The 14,148-nt window shown below is 65.9% G+C and carries 13 protein-coding genes and 1 riboswitch; of the genes, 4 read left to right on the forward strand and 9 right to left on the reverse strand.

What is annotated here, in order from left to right; genetic code table 11:
• Positions 1-19: 19 nt before the first annotated feature.
• From NE609_RS06945 to NE609_RS06985, 9 genes are all read right to left on the reverse strand, one after another.
• A complete protein-coding gene (locus NE609_RS06945) occupies positions 20-1,162 on the reverse strand; it encodes an ABC transporter substrate-binding protein (protein WP_243107453.1) in 1,143 nt (380 codons plus the stop codon).
• Positions 1,159-2,061 carry a hypothetical protein gene (locus tag NE609_RS06950; RefSeq protein ID WP_256152122.1) on the reverse strand — a complete coding sequence of 301 codons (903 nt, stop codon included), beginning with the start codon at positions 2,059-2,061 and terminating at the stop codon, positions 1,159-1,161. The genes NE609_RS06945 and NE609_RS06950 overlap by 4 nt, the downstream gene beginning before the upstream one ends.
• Positions 2,062-2,224: 163 nt before the next feature.
• The gene (locus tag NE609_RS06955) at positions 2,225-3,181 is read right to left on the reverse strand and encodes a sirohydrochlorin cobaltochelatase (protein ID WP_256152123.1); all 957 of its coding nucleotides are present in this window, start codon (positions 3,179-3,181) and stop codon (positions 2,225-2,227) included.
• Positions 3,182-3,391: 210 nt separating this feature from the next.
• Positions 3,392-3,571, reverse strand: a riboswitch (cobalamin riboswitch).
• Positions 3,572-3,687: 116 nt separating this feature from the next.
• Complete coding sequence (locus tag NE609_RS06960; RefSeq protein ID WP_256152124.1) at positions 3,688-5,166, reverse strand: FGGY-family carbohydrate kinase; 1,479 nt, start codon at positions 5,164-5,166, stop codon at positions 3,688-3,690.
• Positions 5,124-5,936 carry a tryptophan synthase subunit alpha gene (locus NE609_RS06965; protein WP_256152125.1) on the reverse strand — a complete coding sequence of 271 codons (813 nt, stop codon included), beginning with the start codon at positions 5,934-5,936 and terminating at the stop codon, positions 5,124-5,126. Before NE609_RS06965 ends, NE609_RS06960 begins: the two co-directional genes overlap by 43 nt.
• Complete coding sequence (locus tag NE609_RS06970) at positions 5,933-6,886, reverse strand: ABC transporter permease (protein ID WP_121587041.1); 954 nt, start codon at positions 6,884-6,886, stop codon at positions 5,933-5,935. The genes NE609_RS06965 and NE609_RS06970 overlap by 4 nt, the downstream gene beginning before the upstream one ends.
• Positions 6,887-6,902: 16 nt before the next feature.
• Positions 6,903-8,384, reverse strand: coding sequence for a sugar ABC transporter ATP-binding protein (locus tag NE609_RS06975; RefSeq protein WP_256152126.1), 1,482 nt, complete (start codon positions 8,382-8,384; stop codon positions 6,903-6,905).
• A 33-nt stretch (positions 8,385-8,417) separates the two neighbouring features.
• The gene (locus NE609_RS06980; protein WP_256152127.1) at positions 8,418-9,413 is read right to left on the reverse strand and encodes a sugar ABC transporter substrate-binding protein; all 996 of its coding nucleotides are present in this window, start codon (positions 9,411-9,413) and stop codon (positions 8,418-8,420) included.
• 20 nt (positions 9,414-9,433) lie between these two features.
• On the reverse strand, positions 9,434-10,372 hold the full coding sequence (locus NE609_RS06985; protein ID WP_256152128.1) for a sugar-binding transcriptional regulator: 939 nt from the start codon (positions 10,370-10,372) through the stop codon (positions 9,434-9,436).
• A gap of 339 nt (positions 10,373-10,711) precedes the next feature.
• On the opposite strand from NE609_RS06985, the gene NE609_RS06990 reads away from it, so the two are divergent.
• From NE609_RS06990 to NE609_RS07005, 4 genes are all read left to right on the forward strand, one after another.
• Positions 10,712-11,470, forward strand: coding sequence for a hypothetical protein (locus NE609_RS06990; RefSeq protein WP_256152129.1), 759 nt, complete (start codon positions 10,712-10,714; stop codon positions 11,468-11,470).
• A 14-nt stretch (positions 11,471-11,484) separates the two neighbouring features.
• Complete coding sequence (locus tag NE609_RS06995; RefSeq protein ID WP_101548745.1) at positions 11,485-13,113, forward strand: flotillin family protein; 1,629 nt, start codon at positions 11,485-11,487, stop codon at positions 13,111-13,113.
• Positions 13,114-13,275: 162 nt separating this feature from the next.
• Positions 13,276-13,671, forward strand: a complete 396-nt coding sequence (locus NE609_RS07000) for a DUF134 domain-containing protein (protein WP_101548747.1) — start codon at positions 13,276-13,278, stop codon at positions 13,669-13,671.
• Positions 13,649-14,032 carry a NifB/NifX family molybdenum-iron cluster-binding protein gene (locus NE609_RS07005; protein ID WP_101548749.1) on the forward strand — a complete coding sequence of 128 codons (384 nt, stop codon included), beginning with the start codon at positions 13,649-13,651 and terminating at the stop codon, positions 14,030-14,032. The genes NE609_RS07000 and NE609_RS07005 overlap by 23 nt, the downstream gene beginning before the upstream one ends.
• Positions 14,033-14,148 lie beyond the last annotated feature (116 nt).

The following is a 14,148-nucleotide window of genomic DNA, read 5'->3' on the forward strand; positions in this document are numbered from 1 at the left end:
CTCCCGGCGCGGCGCGCCGTCATTGCAGTCGGTACAGGAAGCGCAGTCCGTCCGGGTCCTCCTCCGTGAGCATCCGGCGGATGTCGGAGATCATCAGGCCGAACTGGGTCGTCTCCTGGAAAAGGTTCTTTTCGGTGCACCAGACGTTGCCGTTCTGCACCGCCCGGAAGTCCCGGAGCAGCCCGTTCTTGTCGATGAGCTCGCCGAGCGAGGAGAGCTCCCCGCCGACCGTGCTGTTGTAGATGATGTAGTCCGCGTCCCTGGCCGCCGCGTAGAACTGTTCCATCTCAAGGGGCACCGTGCTGGTGGCGCTGGCGGGGTCCCCGAGGTCCTTGAAGACGTAGTTCCCCCCCGCGAGCTCGATCATCTTCGTCACATAGTCGCCGGACTTCCTGGCGACGGCGTAGCCCGACGAGCTGATGTAGAAAAATGCGACCGTCTTCCCGGTGTTCTCCGCCCCGGCGGCCTCGTCCAGATAGGCGGCCTGCTCCGCGAAGAGCCGCTCGGCCTCGTCCTCCTTCCCGAGCAGCGCGCCGTAGAGCTTGATCCATTCGGTGCGCCCGAGGGGGTGGGGCTCGTAGCTCGACTGGTCGACCAGCACCGGGACGCCGAGCTCCTCCAGCTTTTCCCGCACCTCCGGGACGTGGTTGATCATTGTGGATTCCACGGCGAGGCCGCAGGAACTGGACAGGATGCGCTCAAAGTCGGGCGCGTTGTATTTTCCCGCGTAGAGGATTTCCCCCGCGTCCATCGCCGCCCGCGCGCCCGGGATATACCAGTCGCCCGCCTTCGTCCCCGAAAGCCGGATGCTGCCGAGCCCGTCGAGCGCGTCGAAGAGGCACATCGCCGAGGTGGCGACGAGGTAGATGTTTTCGACCGGCCGGCGAAGGACGGTGATCTCCCCATCGATCCCCTCCGGGGCCTCGCGGCCCTGCGGGACGGTGAGGAAGCGGCTGCCGTCCGAAATGGTGATCAGCGTATAGCCGCCGGAATAATAATCCACGCTGAAATTCTCCGCGTACCGCAGTTCCATGCTGCGCTCGGGCAGCCAGCCGTTGCCGAGCGCCCCCGGGCTCCCGGCGGCCGGAGCCCCGGCGCAGCCTGAAAGCGGGGAGAGGGCGAGCAGGAGGGCTGCGGCCAGGCAGGCCAGCCGCCGCTTCACTGGAGCTCCGACGGCACGGCCGTCGCGGAATCGAAGCGCAGCGTATAGTCGACGTCGTGGGGCTCGCTCATCGCGATCGTCCGCGCGCTGACCGCCATGTCCGTGTCCAGAACGACAGGGATTTCAAAGGTGGAATTCCCGCCAGCGGAGAGGGGCTCGTAATCCGTCCCGTCCACCCGCATGGACTCGTAGTAGGGGCTGCTCCACACGATGACGGCCGTGGCCCTTCCGTCCGCGACCGTGACCGCCGCCGGGGACTCCACCGAGGCCCTGCCCGAGCCGCCCGACAGGGCCACGTCGACGAGGTACCGCCCGTCGGCGGGAAGCTTTCCCGGCGGGGCCGGCGAGACCGCCCCGGCGGGGAGCCCCGCGGAGTGGAAGACGAGGACCCGGTCGTACCACTTCTCCTTACGGGTGCTCCACGCGGCGCAGTCGGTTTCCAGGTCGAGCGCGGCCACCGGGACCCGGTAGGCGTACCGGCCCTGATCGTCCTCGGTAAAATAGATGCAGTTGTCGTCCGTGTCGGCGAGCGCCTGCTCGCCGGTGCCCATATAGAGCTTTTCATAGCCCTTGCCGCCAAGCGTCAGCACCGCGGACATCTCCCCGCCCGCCACGGTGAGCCGCGCGTCGACGATCCGGAACATGGAGGAGCTTGAGGACACCTCGATCGGGTAGGTCCCGTCCTGAATCCGGTCGGCATAGACAGGCTCGGGGGCCTCCTCCCCGGGGCCTTCCTGCGTGCCTTCGGAGGCTTCCGCAGGGGAAGCGGGAGGCGCGCTCTCCGAGGCCGCGGCCGGCGCGGACGCCGGGCTTTCGGCGCGCGGCTCTTCGGCCGCGCAGCCGGAAAAGAGGATGCAGGCCGCCAGCGCGGCCAGCAGAAGCGTTCCAGTCTTGTTCATCAGGTGATTCTCCTTTTTTTGTTCCCCCGGGCAAAAGCCCGGAGAAGCCGCGACTGCTGTTTTGCCCGGTTGGCGGGCGCTTGTCAAAATCCGCCGGGCCGTCCCGGAAGAGGAAAACGCCGAAACCCGCGCCCGGCCGGTTTCGGCGTTTCTGAGGACGGGATTACTGCGCGATCAGCGCGCCCACATGCTCGACGAACATGTCCTGAATCCCCTCGTACTGGCCGAGGCCCCTGAGGACGCACTCGACCTCAAAGCCCGCCCGCCCGAAGGCGGATTTCCATGAGCCCTCATCGTCCCCCGCCATGTCGCTGTTGGCGTGGTCGCCCGCGACGATCATAAGCGGCAGCAGGACCACCTTTTCCGCGCCGGAATCCCGGACGAGCGCGAGGACGTCGTCCAGCGAGGGGGTGGCCTCGACGGTGCCGATGAAGTAGTTGCCGTAGCCCGCGGCGGTCAGGTGCTGCTGGAGCTTGGCATAGGTGGCGTTCGCCTCGTGCTCGGTGCCGTGGCCCATAAAGACCACCGCGGTGCCCTCGGCGTCATAGTCCTTCGTCTCGCCGGTGATGATCGAGACGACCTCGTCGTAATCCGCGTCGGAGACGAGCAGCGGGCTGCCGACCTTGAAGCTGTCGAATTTGTCCGCGTAGGGGGTGACCTCCGCGACCACGTCGTCGTACTCGAAGCCGCTCATGACATGGGTGGGCTGTACCACGACCTCCCTGACGCCGTCGGAAACGAGCCGGTCCATCGCCTCGGTCACGTTGTCGATTGCGATGCCGTCGCGCTTTTTGAGCTTGTCAATGATGATCTGGCTCGTGAAGGCGCGGCGGACCTCATAGTCGGGATAGGCCGCCTGGAGCTTCTGCTCGATGCTGCCGATCGAAAGGTCGCGGTTGTCGTTATAGCTGGTGCCGAAGCTGGTCACAAGCAGGACCTTGTCGGCCGCCGGGGCGGCCTCTTCGGGCGCGGGCTCCTCACCAGCGGAACTCGCGGGGGCGGCGGGGGCCTCGCTCTCGCCGGGTGCGGCCGCCGGGGCGCCGGAGCAGCCCGCGAACGCGAGCAGGCCGAGCGACAGGGACAGGATCAAAGCCAGGTTCCTTTTAGCGCGCATGTTCATTTTGTTTCTCCTTCTCATTGCGGTTTCCCGGTTCTCGGATGAAGCCCGGAGGGGTCTCCGGGGAAAACGGGTCGAAAAAAACGTCCGCGGCCAGCCCGCGGACGTTCCTTCCGACACAAAGACAAGACATACCAGGAGCAAAAACGGCCGGCATGCCTCAAATCCTGTCCAGAACCCCGGTAGTCCGCGGGGCTGCACGCGCCGCGCGCTCCGCGCGGCAGGGGGACAGGCAAGTATTCTGACTGATCACCCGCGTCCGGTCCGGACACAGGGGCCGGCGCCTTCCCGGAATCTTTTCCAGTGGCGTCCGCCGGCCCGGCGGTGAAACACAGCAACGGCCTTGCGTGGGAATCGCACCCAGCTTCCATAACCTGTCTCCACTATGAAGTTGATGTCAGTATAGCACCGGGGGATTCCGTTTGTCAATCCGCCTACCCGCGCAAAAAGGCCGGGGGGGGGGGGGGGGGCGGGCCAGGTCCCGCCGGCCCGGCAGTATCGGCTGTTCGTCAGTCCCCGCAGAGGGTTTTCAGCGCGGGGTAGACCCGCAGGTAGCGGGGATAGACCCGATTATACCGCTCGACGTTTGCGGGGACCGGGTCGTAGCGCACGCAGTTGTCCGAGCCCTGCAGGGTGTCGGTGAATTCGGTGTAGTCCCCGATCTCCCCCTGCGCGATCAGCACCGACGCCGCGATGGCGACCGCGGGCAGGTAGTCGGAGTTCCGGTAGACGTGCACGGGATGCCCCAGCACGTCCGCGAGGATCTGGCACCAGACGGGGGTGCGGGCGCCGCCGCCGATCAGGGAGATTTTACCGGGGACCCGCCCGATGCTCTCGATCCCCTGCCGGATGGAGAAGGCGACCCCCTCCAGCGCGCTGCGCGCGAGGTCCTGCTTGGTGGTCTCGGGGGTGACGCCCACATAGCCGCCCCGGATTTGGGTGTCCACGACGGGGAACCGCTCCCCCACGAGATAGGGCAGGAACATCGTCCCGTGGCTGCCCGCCTCGCTCTCTTCCAGCAGCCGGTCCACATAGTCGTATTTCCCCTGCTCGCTGGGCGCGAGGGCCCGGCTGACCCACTTGTGCACGTTGCCCGCGTTGAAGAAGGGGACCACGTTGATATAGACGCCCTCCGGCATGGCCGCGAGGTTGAAGACGTCGCTCTTGGGCAGCACGTCGTCCGAGACGCAGGCCACCCAGCCGGAGGTGCCGAGGTTGATGTTGAATTCGCCGTCGGCGGAGATGCCGCTGGCGAGCGTCGTGGCGCCCGCGTCGCCGGTGCCGGTGTAGACCGGCGTGCCGGGCAGGTACCCCGTCTCCGCCGCCGCCCCGGGCGTCACCGCGCCCGCCTGCTCGTGGGCGTAGCGCAGCCGCGGGAGCTTTCCGGAATCCAGCCCGGCCGCCTCCATCCAGGCGGTGTTCCAGCGCTTTTCATGGATGTCCATGAGCCCCGCGGTGGCCGATGCGGTCACGTCGCTGACGAATTCGCCCGTCAGCCGCGCGATGCAGTAGTCCTTGGAGCTGATGAGCACCTTTTCGGCCGCCCGGTAGGCGCAGGGGTTCTGCTCCTTGAGCCAGAGCAGCTTTGGGAAGGGGAGGGAGCCGTCGAACTGGTTGCCGGTGCTCCGGACGAGCTCCTCCCGGCCGATCAGCGCGGCGAGCCGTTCGGCCTCCGCCCCGGCGCGCCCGTCGGAATAGAGGATCGCGTTGCAGGTGGGGCGCAGGTCCCCGTCCACGGGGATGAGATCCTGCATCTGCCCGCTCATGACGATCCCGCGCACGTCGCCGGGGGAGATCCCCCCCGCGAAGAAGGCGCGGGAGATCTCACGGACCGCCGCGTACCAGGAGAGGGGGTCCTGCTCCCGCCGGCCCCCCTCGGAAAAGGTCTCGATCTCCACGCTCTTTTCGCAGGCGCAGGCGTTGTCCTCCGAGAGGAGGACCCCCTTTACCGCCGTGGTGCCAATGTCGAAGGTTGCGATATACCGCATCGAATTCCTCCCGCTCTTGCCGCCGCCTTGAGCTCCTTTACAAAGGCGTAAAGCGCCTCGGGCGACTCGTTGAGTTTTTTCATCAGGGCGGTGCCGACGATGGCCCCGTCAAAGCCCGCCGACAGAAGCTCCGCGACCCGCTGGGGGGTGCTGATGCCGAAGCCGGCGAACGCCCGGACGTGGGGATGGGTGTGGGCCCGGGAAAGGGGCCCGTCGAAATCCTCCGCCAGCACCGGCATTCCGGTGCGGCCCGCGTAGAGCTGCTGGTAGATCAATGAAAACCGGTCGAAGCAGTCCTCCAGCTCCCGCGCGGACATCTCGGGATTGGTGAAGCCGAGCACGTCGGTCCCGAGCGGCGCCAGCTCCCCGGCGAGGCTGTACCGCTCCTCCGGCGTCATGTCGGGGATGACGAAGGCGTCCGCAAGGTCGGCCTCCGCCATGGCGCGGCAGACGCCCGACGGCAGAAGGTCGTCGCGGTATCCCATCACCCAGATCGGGCATTCCACGGCGCCGCGCAGCGCCCTCCAGTAGCCGAGGTCGCAGCAGATCGAATGATCCGCGAGGGTGTGGGCGCGCTGGATGACCTCCCCGTCCGAGCTCGGGTCGGCGGCGGGGAAGCCCACCTCGAGGATGTCGAGCCCCGCCCTTTCACATTCCGCGGCGGTTTCCAGGAAACGCTCCCGGTCGGGGTAGCCGGCCAGCAGGTAGCCCACCAGCAGGCCGGGGCGGCCCACCGCCGCGAGGTTGCGCGGATTGACGATCTCCCTCACTTGGCATCACCGCGCCCAATCTTCTGAACCACGACCGCCAGAATGATGATGCAGCCGGTCAGCAGGTCCTGCATGAAGGTGGGGACCTGCAAAATGGTCAGGCCGTTGGCGAGCACGCCGAGGATCGCGGCGCCCACGAAGGTGCCCCAGATGTTGGGCACGCCCTCGCGGAAGACGGTGCGTCCGAGGAAGGCGGCGGCGTAGGACTGCAAAAAGAGCCCGTCCCCGCCGGTCGGGTGCGCCGAGCCCAGCCGGGAGGCCATCAGCACGCCGGTGAGGGCGGCCAGCGAGGCGCACAGGGCGAAGGCGAGGTTCTTATACTTCTTGACGTTGATGCCGGACACCTGGGAGGCCGCCTCGTTGCCGCCGATGGCGTAGAGCTTGCGGCCGAAGGCGGTGTGGCGCATCACAAACCAGAAGACCACCGTGAGCAGAAGCATGATGATCGAGAGGATGGGCGCGCCGAGCACCGTTTTGGTGCCGATGTAGGTGAAGCTCTTGGGGATGTCCTGGAAGACGGTCGCGCCCCCGGTGAACCAGAAGGTGAAGCCGCCCAAAATGGTGCTCATCGCGAGCGTGGTGATGAAGGAGAGCACCCGGAACTTGGTGACGATCCAGCCGTTCACGAAGCCGATTGCAAAGCAGATGACCACCGGCGCGATGAAGCAGAGGAAGATCGGCGCGCCCGCCACCGCCATCTTGGCGCCGATGACGCCGCCGAGGCTGGCCAGGGCGCCGACCGAGAGGTCGAACTCCTCGACCGACATCACAAGGGTGGCGCCCAGCGCGATGATGACCAGCAGCGAAATCTGCCGGGTGATGTTGACGAGGTTGCCCATCGTGAAGAAGGCGTCAGGGCGCATGACGCTGAATACAATGACGATCAGAATGCCCGCAAAGATCGTGCCATACGCCCTGAGCAGTTCTGAAACGCCTGCTTTCTGTTTCATATTGATTCCTCCCTGCCTAGTTTGCATAGCAGCATGCGAGCACCTGCTCGGCCGTCAGGCCGTCGTTGACAAAGCGTTCCTTCGTCCTGCCGCCCGCCATGACCTGCACGTTGTCCGTCGCCTCCAGCACCTCCTTGAGGTCGGAGGAGACGAAGACGACCGCGCTGCCCGCGTCCGCGAGCCGGCGCAGGAGCTTGTGGATCTCGGCGCGGGTCTTGACGTCCACCGCCTGGGTGGGCTCGTCGCAGAGCAGCACCTTGGGCCGGGACATCAGCGCCTTGGCGAAGACCACCTTCTGCTGGTTGCCGCCCGAAAGCTGTAAGACCGTCTGGTTGGGGCCCTCCGTCTTGATCGAGAGGGCCTCGATCTTCTCCTGCGTGTCGGAGAGCTCCTTGCGTTCGTTCACCACGCCGAAGCGCGCGTAGCTGTCGATGGTGGAGAGCACGGTGTTCTGCTTGACGCTCAAGGACCCCACCAGCGCCTTGCCGCGCCGGTCCTCGCAGATGAGGACCATGCCGTTTTTGATCGAGCCGCCGGGGGAGGGACGCGCGATCTGCCTGCCGCAGAGGGTCACGCTGCCCTTTTCCGCCGGGCGGTAGCCGTAGATGCATTCGAGCAGCTCGGTGCGGCCGCTGCCGCCGAGCCCGAACACCCCGAGGATCTCTCCGGCGCGCACCGTGAGGCTCGCGTCCTTGACGATCCCGTCGCGGGAGGCGATGTGCTCCGCGTCGAGCAGGACCTCCCCGTACTTGCGGGAGACGGTGAGCGTTTCGCTCACCCAGTTGTCGGTCATCATCGAGATGATGGCGTCCTTGTCCACGTCCGCCGTCCTGACGGTGCCGGCCGACTGGCCGTTCTTGAAGACGGTGATCCGGTCGGTGAGGCGGAAGATCTCGTCCATCCGGTGGGTGACGTAGAGGATGGCGGTGCCCCGGGCCTTGAGCTTGCCGATCGTCTCGAAGAGCATCTCCGCCTCCTTGTCGGTGAGGGAGGCGGTGGGCTCGTCGAGGATGAGCAGCCGGCACTCGGTCATCATGGCGCGGACGATCTCCAGCAGGGTGCGCTGGGGCGGGGAGAGCGCGGAGGCGGGGAGGCTGAGGTCGATCTCGACCTTCAGCTCCCGCATGACCGCCTCCACCCGCGCCTTCATCTTCGCCCAGTCGACGGCAAAGCCCGCCTTTTTCTCATAGTCCATCCCCAGGTAGACGTTCTCCACCCCGCTGAAGGCGGGGATGAGGTTGCGGTCCTGGTGGATGACGTTGATGCCGATGTCCCGGCTCTGGCGCGGGTTTTCAATCCGCACCGGGCTGCCGTTCCACCACACCTCGCCGCTGTCGAGGCTGTAGACGCCCGTGAGGATTTTGATCAGCGTGGATTTGCCTGCGCCGTTCTCCCCCACGAGGCCGTGGATCTCCCCCTCGGCGATTTCAAAGTCGATATCCTTCAGCGCATACATGCCGCCGAACTGTTTACAAAGTTTCTTCGTCTGCAAAAGCATTCCGTTCACTCCCGGCGAAACGATTTAGAAGCCTTATTCCTTGGTGATCAGGGTCGCGGGAGCGTAGCGGTCGCCCTTTTCGATCTCTTCGCCGTTGAAGAGCTTCACCAGTTCGTCCACGACGATCTGGGACATGCCCTCGAAGTTCTGCTCGACCGTGGCCTTGAGGTTGCTGCCCTCGTTGATCAGCTCGACCGCCTGGCTGTTGCCGTCCACGCCGGTGACGATGACCTCGTCGCGGCCCGCGTCCATGAGCGCCTGGGTGGCGCCGATGGCCGGCTCATCCCATCCGCACCATACCGCGGTGACGGAGTCCTTGGCGGAATTCGAGAGGATGAGGTTTTCCATGATCTTGCGGGAGTTCTCGATCGGGCCGGGGACCTCGACGTGCTGCTCGGTGATCAGGGTGATGTCGGGGTAATCCTTGATCATGTCGTCGAACGCCTCGCAGCGCTTCACAACGCCCGGATGCGGACGGTGGGTCAACGCGATGACGGTGCCCTTGCCGCCCATCAGGTCCTCAAAGAGGTATTTGGTGATCAGCTGGCCCATCGCGTAGTTGTCGCTGGTGGCGTTGATCATCATGCCCTCCATGTAGCCGCTGTCGCAGCCGAAGACGGGCACGCCCGCGTCAAAGGCGGTCTGGAGCTGGGGGGCGATCTGTCCGGGGTCGCAGCTCACGATGACGATCGCGTCCGCCTTGGCGGAGACGCTGTCCTCGATGCGGCTGGCCAGCTGGCCGAAGTCGCCCTTGGTGTCGACGAGGGTGACCTCCATGCCCTCCTTCTCCATGCCGGCCTTCATCATCTCGCACATCTGGTTGGTGGTCACCGAGCTGAGGTTGGCGGTGAGGATGGAGATTTTCTTGCCGGCGGCGCCGGCCGCGGCGGGCTCGGCGGCGTCGCCGCTTTCCGCGGGCGCGGCCTGGGACTCGGGCGCGGGGGTGGAGGACGGCTCGGCGGAACCGCCGCATGCCGCCAGGGAGAGCGCCAGGATGCCTGCCAAGAGAACTGCCAATAGCTTTTTCATTTCATTTCCTCCTGTACTGATCAATCTTCAGGTTCTTCTATGGTTGCACGGGCGGTTTCCAAATCGGTGATGAACACGTCGATGTAACCGCTCGAAAGTGCCGCTCGGATGGAGGCCACCTTGCTGCGCCCGATGGCCAGCGCGATCGTCCGGCAGCGGTCGAGCTGCCCCAGGGTCTGGCCGATCGAGCGTTCGCACAGCTCGAGGTCGAGCACCCGCCCCCGCCGGTCGAGGTAGGAGGTGCAGACCGAGGCGACCGCGCCCTCCGCCTTCAGCCGTTCGATGTCCCGGGCGCTCAGCGCGCCGCTCTGGGCGGTGGTGGAGCGCAGGTCGATCTGGCCGATCCCGACGATCGCGGCGTCGCATTTCGCGCCCTTTTCGAGGACGGCGGCGATGTCCGGCTCCCTTACGAGCATATCCCGCGACTCCCGGCTCTGCACGATGACGGGCGCGTTGAGGATGTAGCAGCTGCCGCCGGAGCACTCCGCGAGCCGCTGGGCGATGGCGTTGGCGTGCCAGTTGACGCTTCCCGACCCGATGCCGCCCACGAGGGGGACGCACTCGAGCCCGCGTCGCTCGAGCCTGCCGATCGACCAGACCACGCGGCTGATCGTCTGCCCGCTCATGACGCCGACGCACTCCCCGTCGGCGATGTACGCGTCGAGGTACTCCGCCGCCATCCGCCCGAAGGTCTCGGGGCTGCCGTCCCGGGTGTCGAGCACGAGGGCGTCCTTCAGCCGGTAGCGCTCGGCCAGCGCGCGGCCCAGGTTGGTCTCGTCCTCGAAGGGGTTGTTGATCTTGATCGTGACGATGTTTTGCGACCGCGCGCAGGTCAGCATCCGGCTGATCTGCGGGCGGGAGATCCCCATCAGGGCGGAGATCTCCTTCTGGCTGAGGTTCTCCTCGTAATAGAGGCGGCAGACCTTTACCATCATGCGCAGGTTGTCAGTGATTGCCATAACCCCACCTCGTTTGAACATCTGTTCCAATCCTGAAATTGAGTTCACCTGCATCGTATCACCCTTTTTCCGCGATGTAAATACTTTTCGGGCGATTCCTTCCGGAAATTACTTTCAAATCCAACAAGGTACACAAGCGCGTTTTTTTCGGATTGTACATTCTATCATCATTGAAATTTATTTCAAAAACGCCGTTTTGACGTTCCGCCCCGCCCGGGGTGTCCCGCCGGGCGCTCCGGACGGGTTTTATAGGCAGCGGGAGGAATCGGCCCGCGGGCAAATGAGGTTGCCTTCAGCGGTTCGATGCGGTAAAATAGGAAACAGAGAGGGGGTGTCGGCATGGATCTGGAACGGATGCGGGTGATCTACAACTGTTTCATCGCGGGCGGCTTCGTGGTGCCCGTCCTGGACGTGCTCGTGGGGGCGATAGGCGGCGCGCTCGACCTGGGCGCGGACGCGGACGTCGGCGCCGACACCTCAATGGACCTGGACGCCGGGCTCGACGCGGACGCGGACTTCGACGTGGACCTCGACGCGGACGTGGATTTGGACGCGGACATGGACCTCGACGCGGATCTCGATATGGACGCGGACATGGACGCGGACCTCTCCGCCGAAGCGCCCGCGGACGCGGGCGCGGAAGGCGCGCATGTGTCCGCCGCGGGGCATGCCCACGCGCCCGTCATTATCAACCTGATGACCCTCTCCCTGACCGCGGTGGTGTTCGGCGCGGTGGGCAGGCTCTGCCTGACCAGGCTGCCGCCCGCCGCGGGGCTGGCCGTGTCCGCCGCCGCAGGGCTGCTGGCGGGCTGGCTGCTCGGCCGCTTCGTGATTCTCCCGCTCAAGCGCAACCGCTCTTACGCGGCGGGAATCCGGGAGATCAAGGGGCAGGAGGGCGTCGTGACGCTCGAGCTGCGGGACGACTTCGTGGGGACGATCCGGGTGCACAGCGCGTCCGGGAGCCTCGTTTCCTACGACGCGCGCCCGGCGGAGGGGATCGCGCGGATCCCCGTGGGGCAGGCCGTAACCGTTGTGGAGGTCGATCCGGAAAGGATGGTGTGTATCGCGGCTCCACTGGAAGATAAACAAGAGTCATAGGGGAGGTAACGTGTATGGAGTATCTGATTACAATCGGAATTGTGGCGGCGGCCGTGGTTTTGATCCTGATCTGTATCCTGTCGACCTGGAAGAAGGTTCCGGCGGATAAGGCGGCGATCGTCACAGGCCTGGGGAAGGCCAAGGTCATCACCGGCGGCGGCGTCATCGTGATCCCCGTCATGCAGCGGATCGACTATGTGACGCTGGAGAACATGAGCTTCGACGTGAACATGCAGGGCACCCTGACCGCCGACGCCGTCCCGATCGAAGCCAACGGCACGGTGGTCGTCAAGATCAAGAACGACGAGACGATGATCCGTTCGGCCGTCGAGCAGTTCAACTGCGGGCGCGAGGCGGAGACCCGCCAGCACATCGTGGACACCGCGCGCGACGTCTGCGAGGGCCGCCTGCGCGAGATCATCGCGGATATGACCGCGGAACAGCTCTACAAGGACCGCAAGACCTTTTCCGAGCGGGTCAAGGAGGTCGCGGAGGAGCAGCTCAAGGAGCTGGGGCTGGAGCTCAAATCCTTCACGATCAAGGGCATCGGGGACCAGAACGGATACTTCGAGGCGCTGAGCAAGCCGCAGATCGCGGCGGTCAAGCGGGACGCGGAGATCGCGCAGGCCGAGGCGATCAAGGAGAGCATGATCAAGACCTCCGAGGCCAAGCGCGCGGGCGAGCAGGCCCGTCTGGAGGCGGAGGCCCGCGTGGCCGAGGCCAAAAAGGACGCGGACATCAAAAAGCTCAACTACGAGCGGGAGCGCCAGACCACCCAGGCGATTTCCGACGCGGCGTACAGCATCCAGCAGAACGTCACCCTGAAGGACATCACCAACACCGAGATGGACGCCAACGTCCTCAAGGAGCAGCGCGCCAAGGAGGTCCGCGAGGCGGAGATCCAGATCCTGATCGCGGCGGAGCAGAAGAACATCGACCTTGCCAAGCGCAAGGCGGAGCGCAAGGAAGCCGAGCTGCTCGAAACGATGGTGAAGCCCTCCGAGGCGGAGAAGCAGAAGGCCCAGCTCGCCGCGGAAGCGCAGAAGATCGCGGCGATCCTGCGCGCGGAGGCCGAGGCGGAGGCCAAGCGCCTCGACGCGGCGGCGCGGGCGGACGCGATGAAGCTCGACGCCGAGGCGCAGGCCGCGGCGAAGAAGATGGACGCGGCGGCGCAGGCGGAGCGCATCAAGCAGGAGGGCGTCGCACAGGCGGAGATTACCGAAAAGCAGGGCCTCGCGCAGGCCGAGGCGGTCAAGCAGCTGGGCCTCGCGGAGGCCGAGGCGCTTGAGAAGAAGGCCGAGGCGCTGGCCAAGATGAACGACGCGGGCAAGCTGCAGATGGTCATTGAAAAGCTGCCGGAGATCGCCCGCGCGGTCGCGGAGCCGATGGCGAAGATCGGCAACATCACGATCATCGGCGGCGGCTCGGAAAACGGGGACGGCGCCGGCGCGGCGGACGTGGCCCGCTATACGGTGGGCGCGCTCAAGGCGGTCAACGAGGCGCTCAAGGACACGATCGGCTTCGACATGACCGAGGTCATGCGCGCCAACACCTTCGAGGCCAGGACCACCCGCAACGTCCATATGGATATGGACGTCTCCCGGAACGAACCGGAAGGCCCCGCGGACACTCCGAAAAAATAAGCGCGTAAGCGCGCCGAACGCCCCCCTGCCGAGGCAGGGGGGCGTTTTCCGGTTTGCCCAGCGTGGAGGCGGGGATGCGCGCGGGGCAAAGTTTTTATTGACATATGCCGGATATTGCGCTATAATAACTGACATATACCGGAAACATCGGGAGGCGATCGGATGCCGCGGCCAACAAAATGCAGGCGTATCTGCGAACTGCCCAGGCGGGAACGGTTCGGGCCGCTGGACGGCCCGCCGGAGGACGCCGTGGAGATGACGGTGGATGAATACGAGGTCATCCGCCTGATCGACCTGCTCGATTACACGCAGGAGGAGTGCGCCGCGCAGATCGGCGTCGCGCGCACCACCGTCCAGACGGTTTACGACCGGGCGCGCGGGAAGCTGGCCGACGCGCTCGTCAACGGCAGGATGCTGACGATCCGGGGCGGGGAGTACGCGCTCTGCGCCCACGCGGACCACTGCTGCGGCAGGAATTGTAAAAAACGGTGCTGTGAAAAACGGCGCTGCCAATTATTAGATGGGGGTCATTACGATGAAAATTGCGGTCACTTATGAAAACGGACAGGTCTTCCAGCACTTCGGACACACCGGGCAGTTCAAGGTGTACGAGGTCGCGGACGGCAAAGTCGTCTCCTCCGCCGTCCTGCCCACGAACGGCAGCGGCCACGGCGCGCTGGCGGGCTTTCTGCGGGAGCGCGGCGTGGATACGCTGATCTGCGGCGGCATCGGCGGCGGCGCGCGCACCGCGCTGGCCGAAGCGGGCATCACCCTCTATCCGGGCGCCTCGGGGGAGGCGGACGCGCAGGTCGCGGCGCTACTGGCGGGCAGCCTGTCCTACGATCCGGACACCGTCTGCGCCCACCACGAGGGCCATGGTGAGGGGCACGACTGCGGGAGCCACTCCTGCGGCCACTGACGGCGCGCACGCGCTGAGATTTTAAAGGTTTCGCCCGCCTTTTTCAAAAGGCGGCGGGCCCGCGGGGCGGCGCCTCGAGGCGTGGGGGGGGGCGGGGGGGGGGGGGGGGGGGGGGG

Source organism: Anaerotruncus sp. DFI.9.16, from assembly GCF_024461615.1.
GTDB classification, from domain to species: Bacteria; Bacillota; Clostridia; order Oscillospirales; family Ruminococcaceae; genus Anaerotruncus; species Anaerotruncus massiliensis.

What these genes read in the sequence shown, in the direction of transcription:
- NE609_RS06960 (WP_256152124.1), bottom strand. Translation starts at nt 5,166, where the DNA reads ATGCGGTATATCGCAACCTTCGACATTGGCACCACGGCGGTAAAGGGG.
- NE609_RS06970 (WP_121587041.1), bottom strand. Translation starts at nt 6,886, where the DNA reads ATGAAACAGAAAGCAGGCGTTTCAGAACTGCTCAGGGCGTATGGCACG.
- NE609_RS06950 (WP_256152122.1), bottom strand. Translation starts at nt 2,061, where the DNA reads ATGAACAAGACTGGAACGCTTCTGCTGGCCGCGCTGGCGGCCTGCATC.
- NE609_RS06995 (WP_101548745.1), top strand. Translation starts at nt 11,485, where the DNA reads ATGGAGTATCTGATTACAATCGGAATTGTGGCGGCGGCCGTGGTTTTG.
- NE609_RS06985 (WP_256152128.1), bottom strand. Translation starts at nt 10,372, where the DNA reads ATGGCAATCACTGACAACCTGCGCATGATGGTAAAGGTCTGCCGCCTC.
- NE609_RS06990 (WP_256152129.1), top strand. Translation starts at nt 10,712, where the DNA reads ATGGATCTGGAACGGATGCGGGTGATCTACAACTGTTTCATCGCGGGC.
- NE609_RS07005 (WP_101548749.1), top strand. Translation starts at nt 13,649, where the DNA reads ATGAAAATTGCGGTCACTTATGAAAACGGACAGGTCTTCCAGCACTTC.
- NE609_RS07000 (WP_101548747.1), top strand. Translation starts at nt 13,276, where the DNA reads ATGCCGCGGCCAACAAAATGCAGGCGTATCTGCGAACTGCCCAGGCGG.
- NE609_RS06955 (WP_256152123.1), bottom strand. Translation starts at nt 3,181, where the DNA reads ATGAACATGCGCGCTAAAAGGAACCTGGCTTTGATCCTGTCCCTGTCG.
- NE609_RS06975 (WP_256152126.1), bottom strand. Translation starts at nt 8,384, where the DNA reads ATGCTTTTGCAGACGAAGAAACTTTGTAAACAGTTCGGCGGCATGTAT.
- NE609_RS06980 (WP_256152127.1), bottom strand. Translation starts at nt 9,413, where the DNA reads ATGAAAAAGCTATTGGCAGTTCTCTTGGCAGGCATCCTGGCGCTCTCC.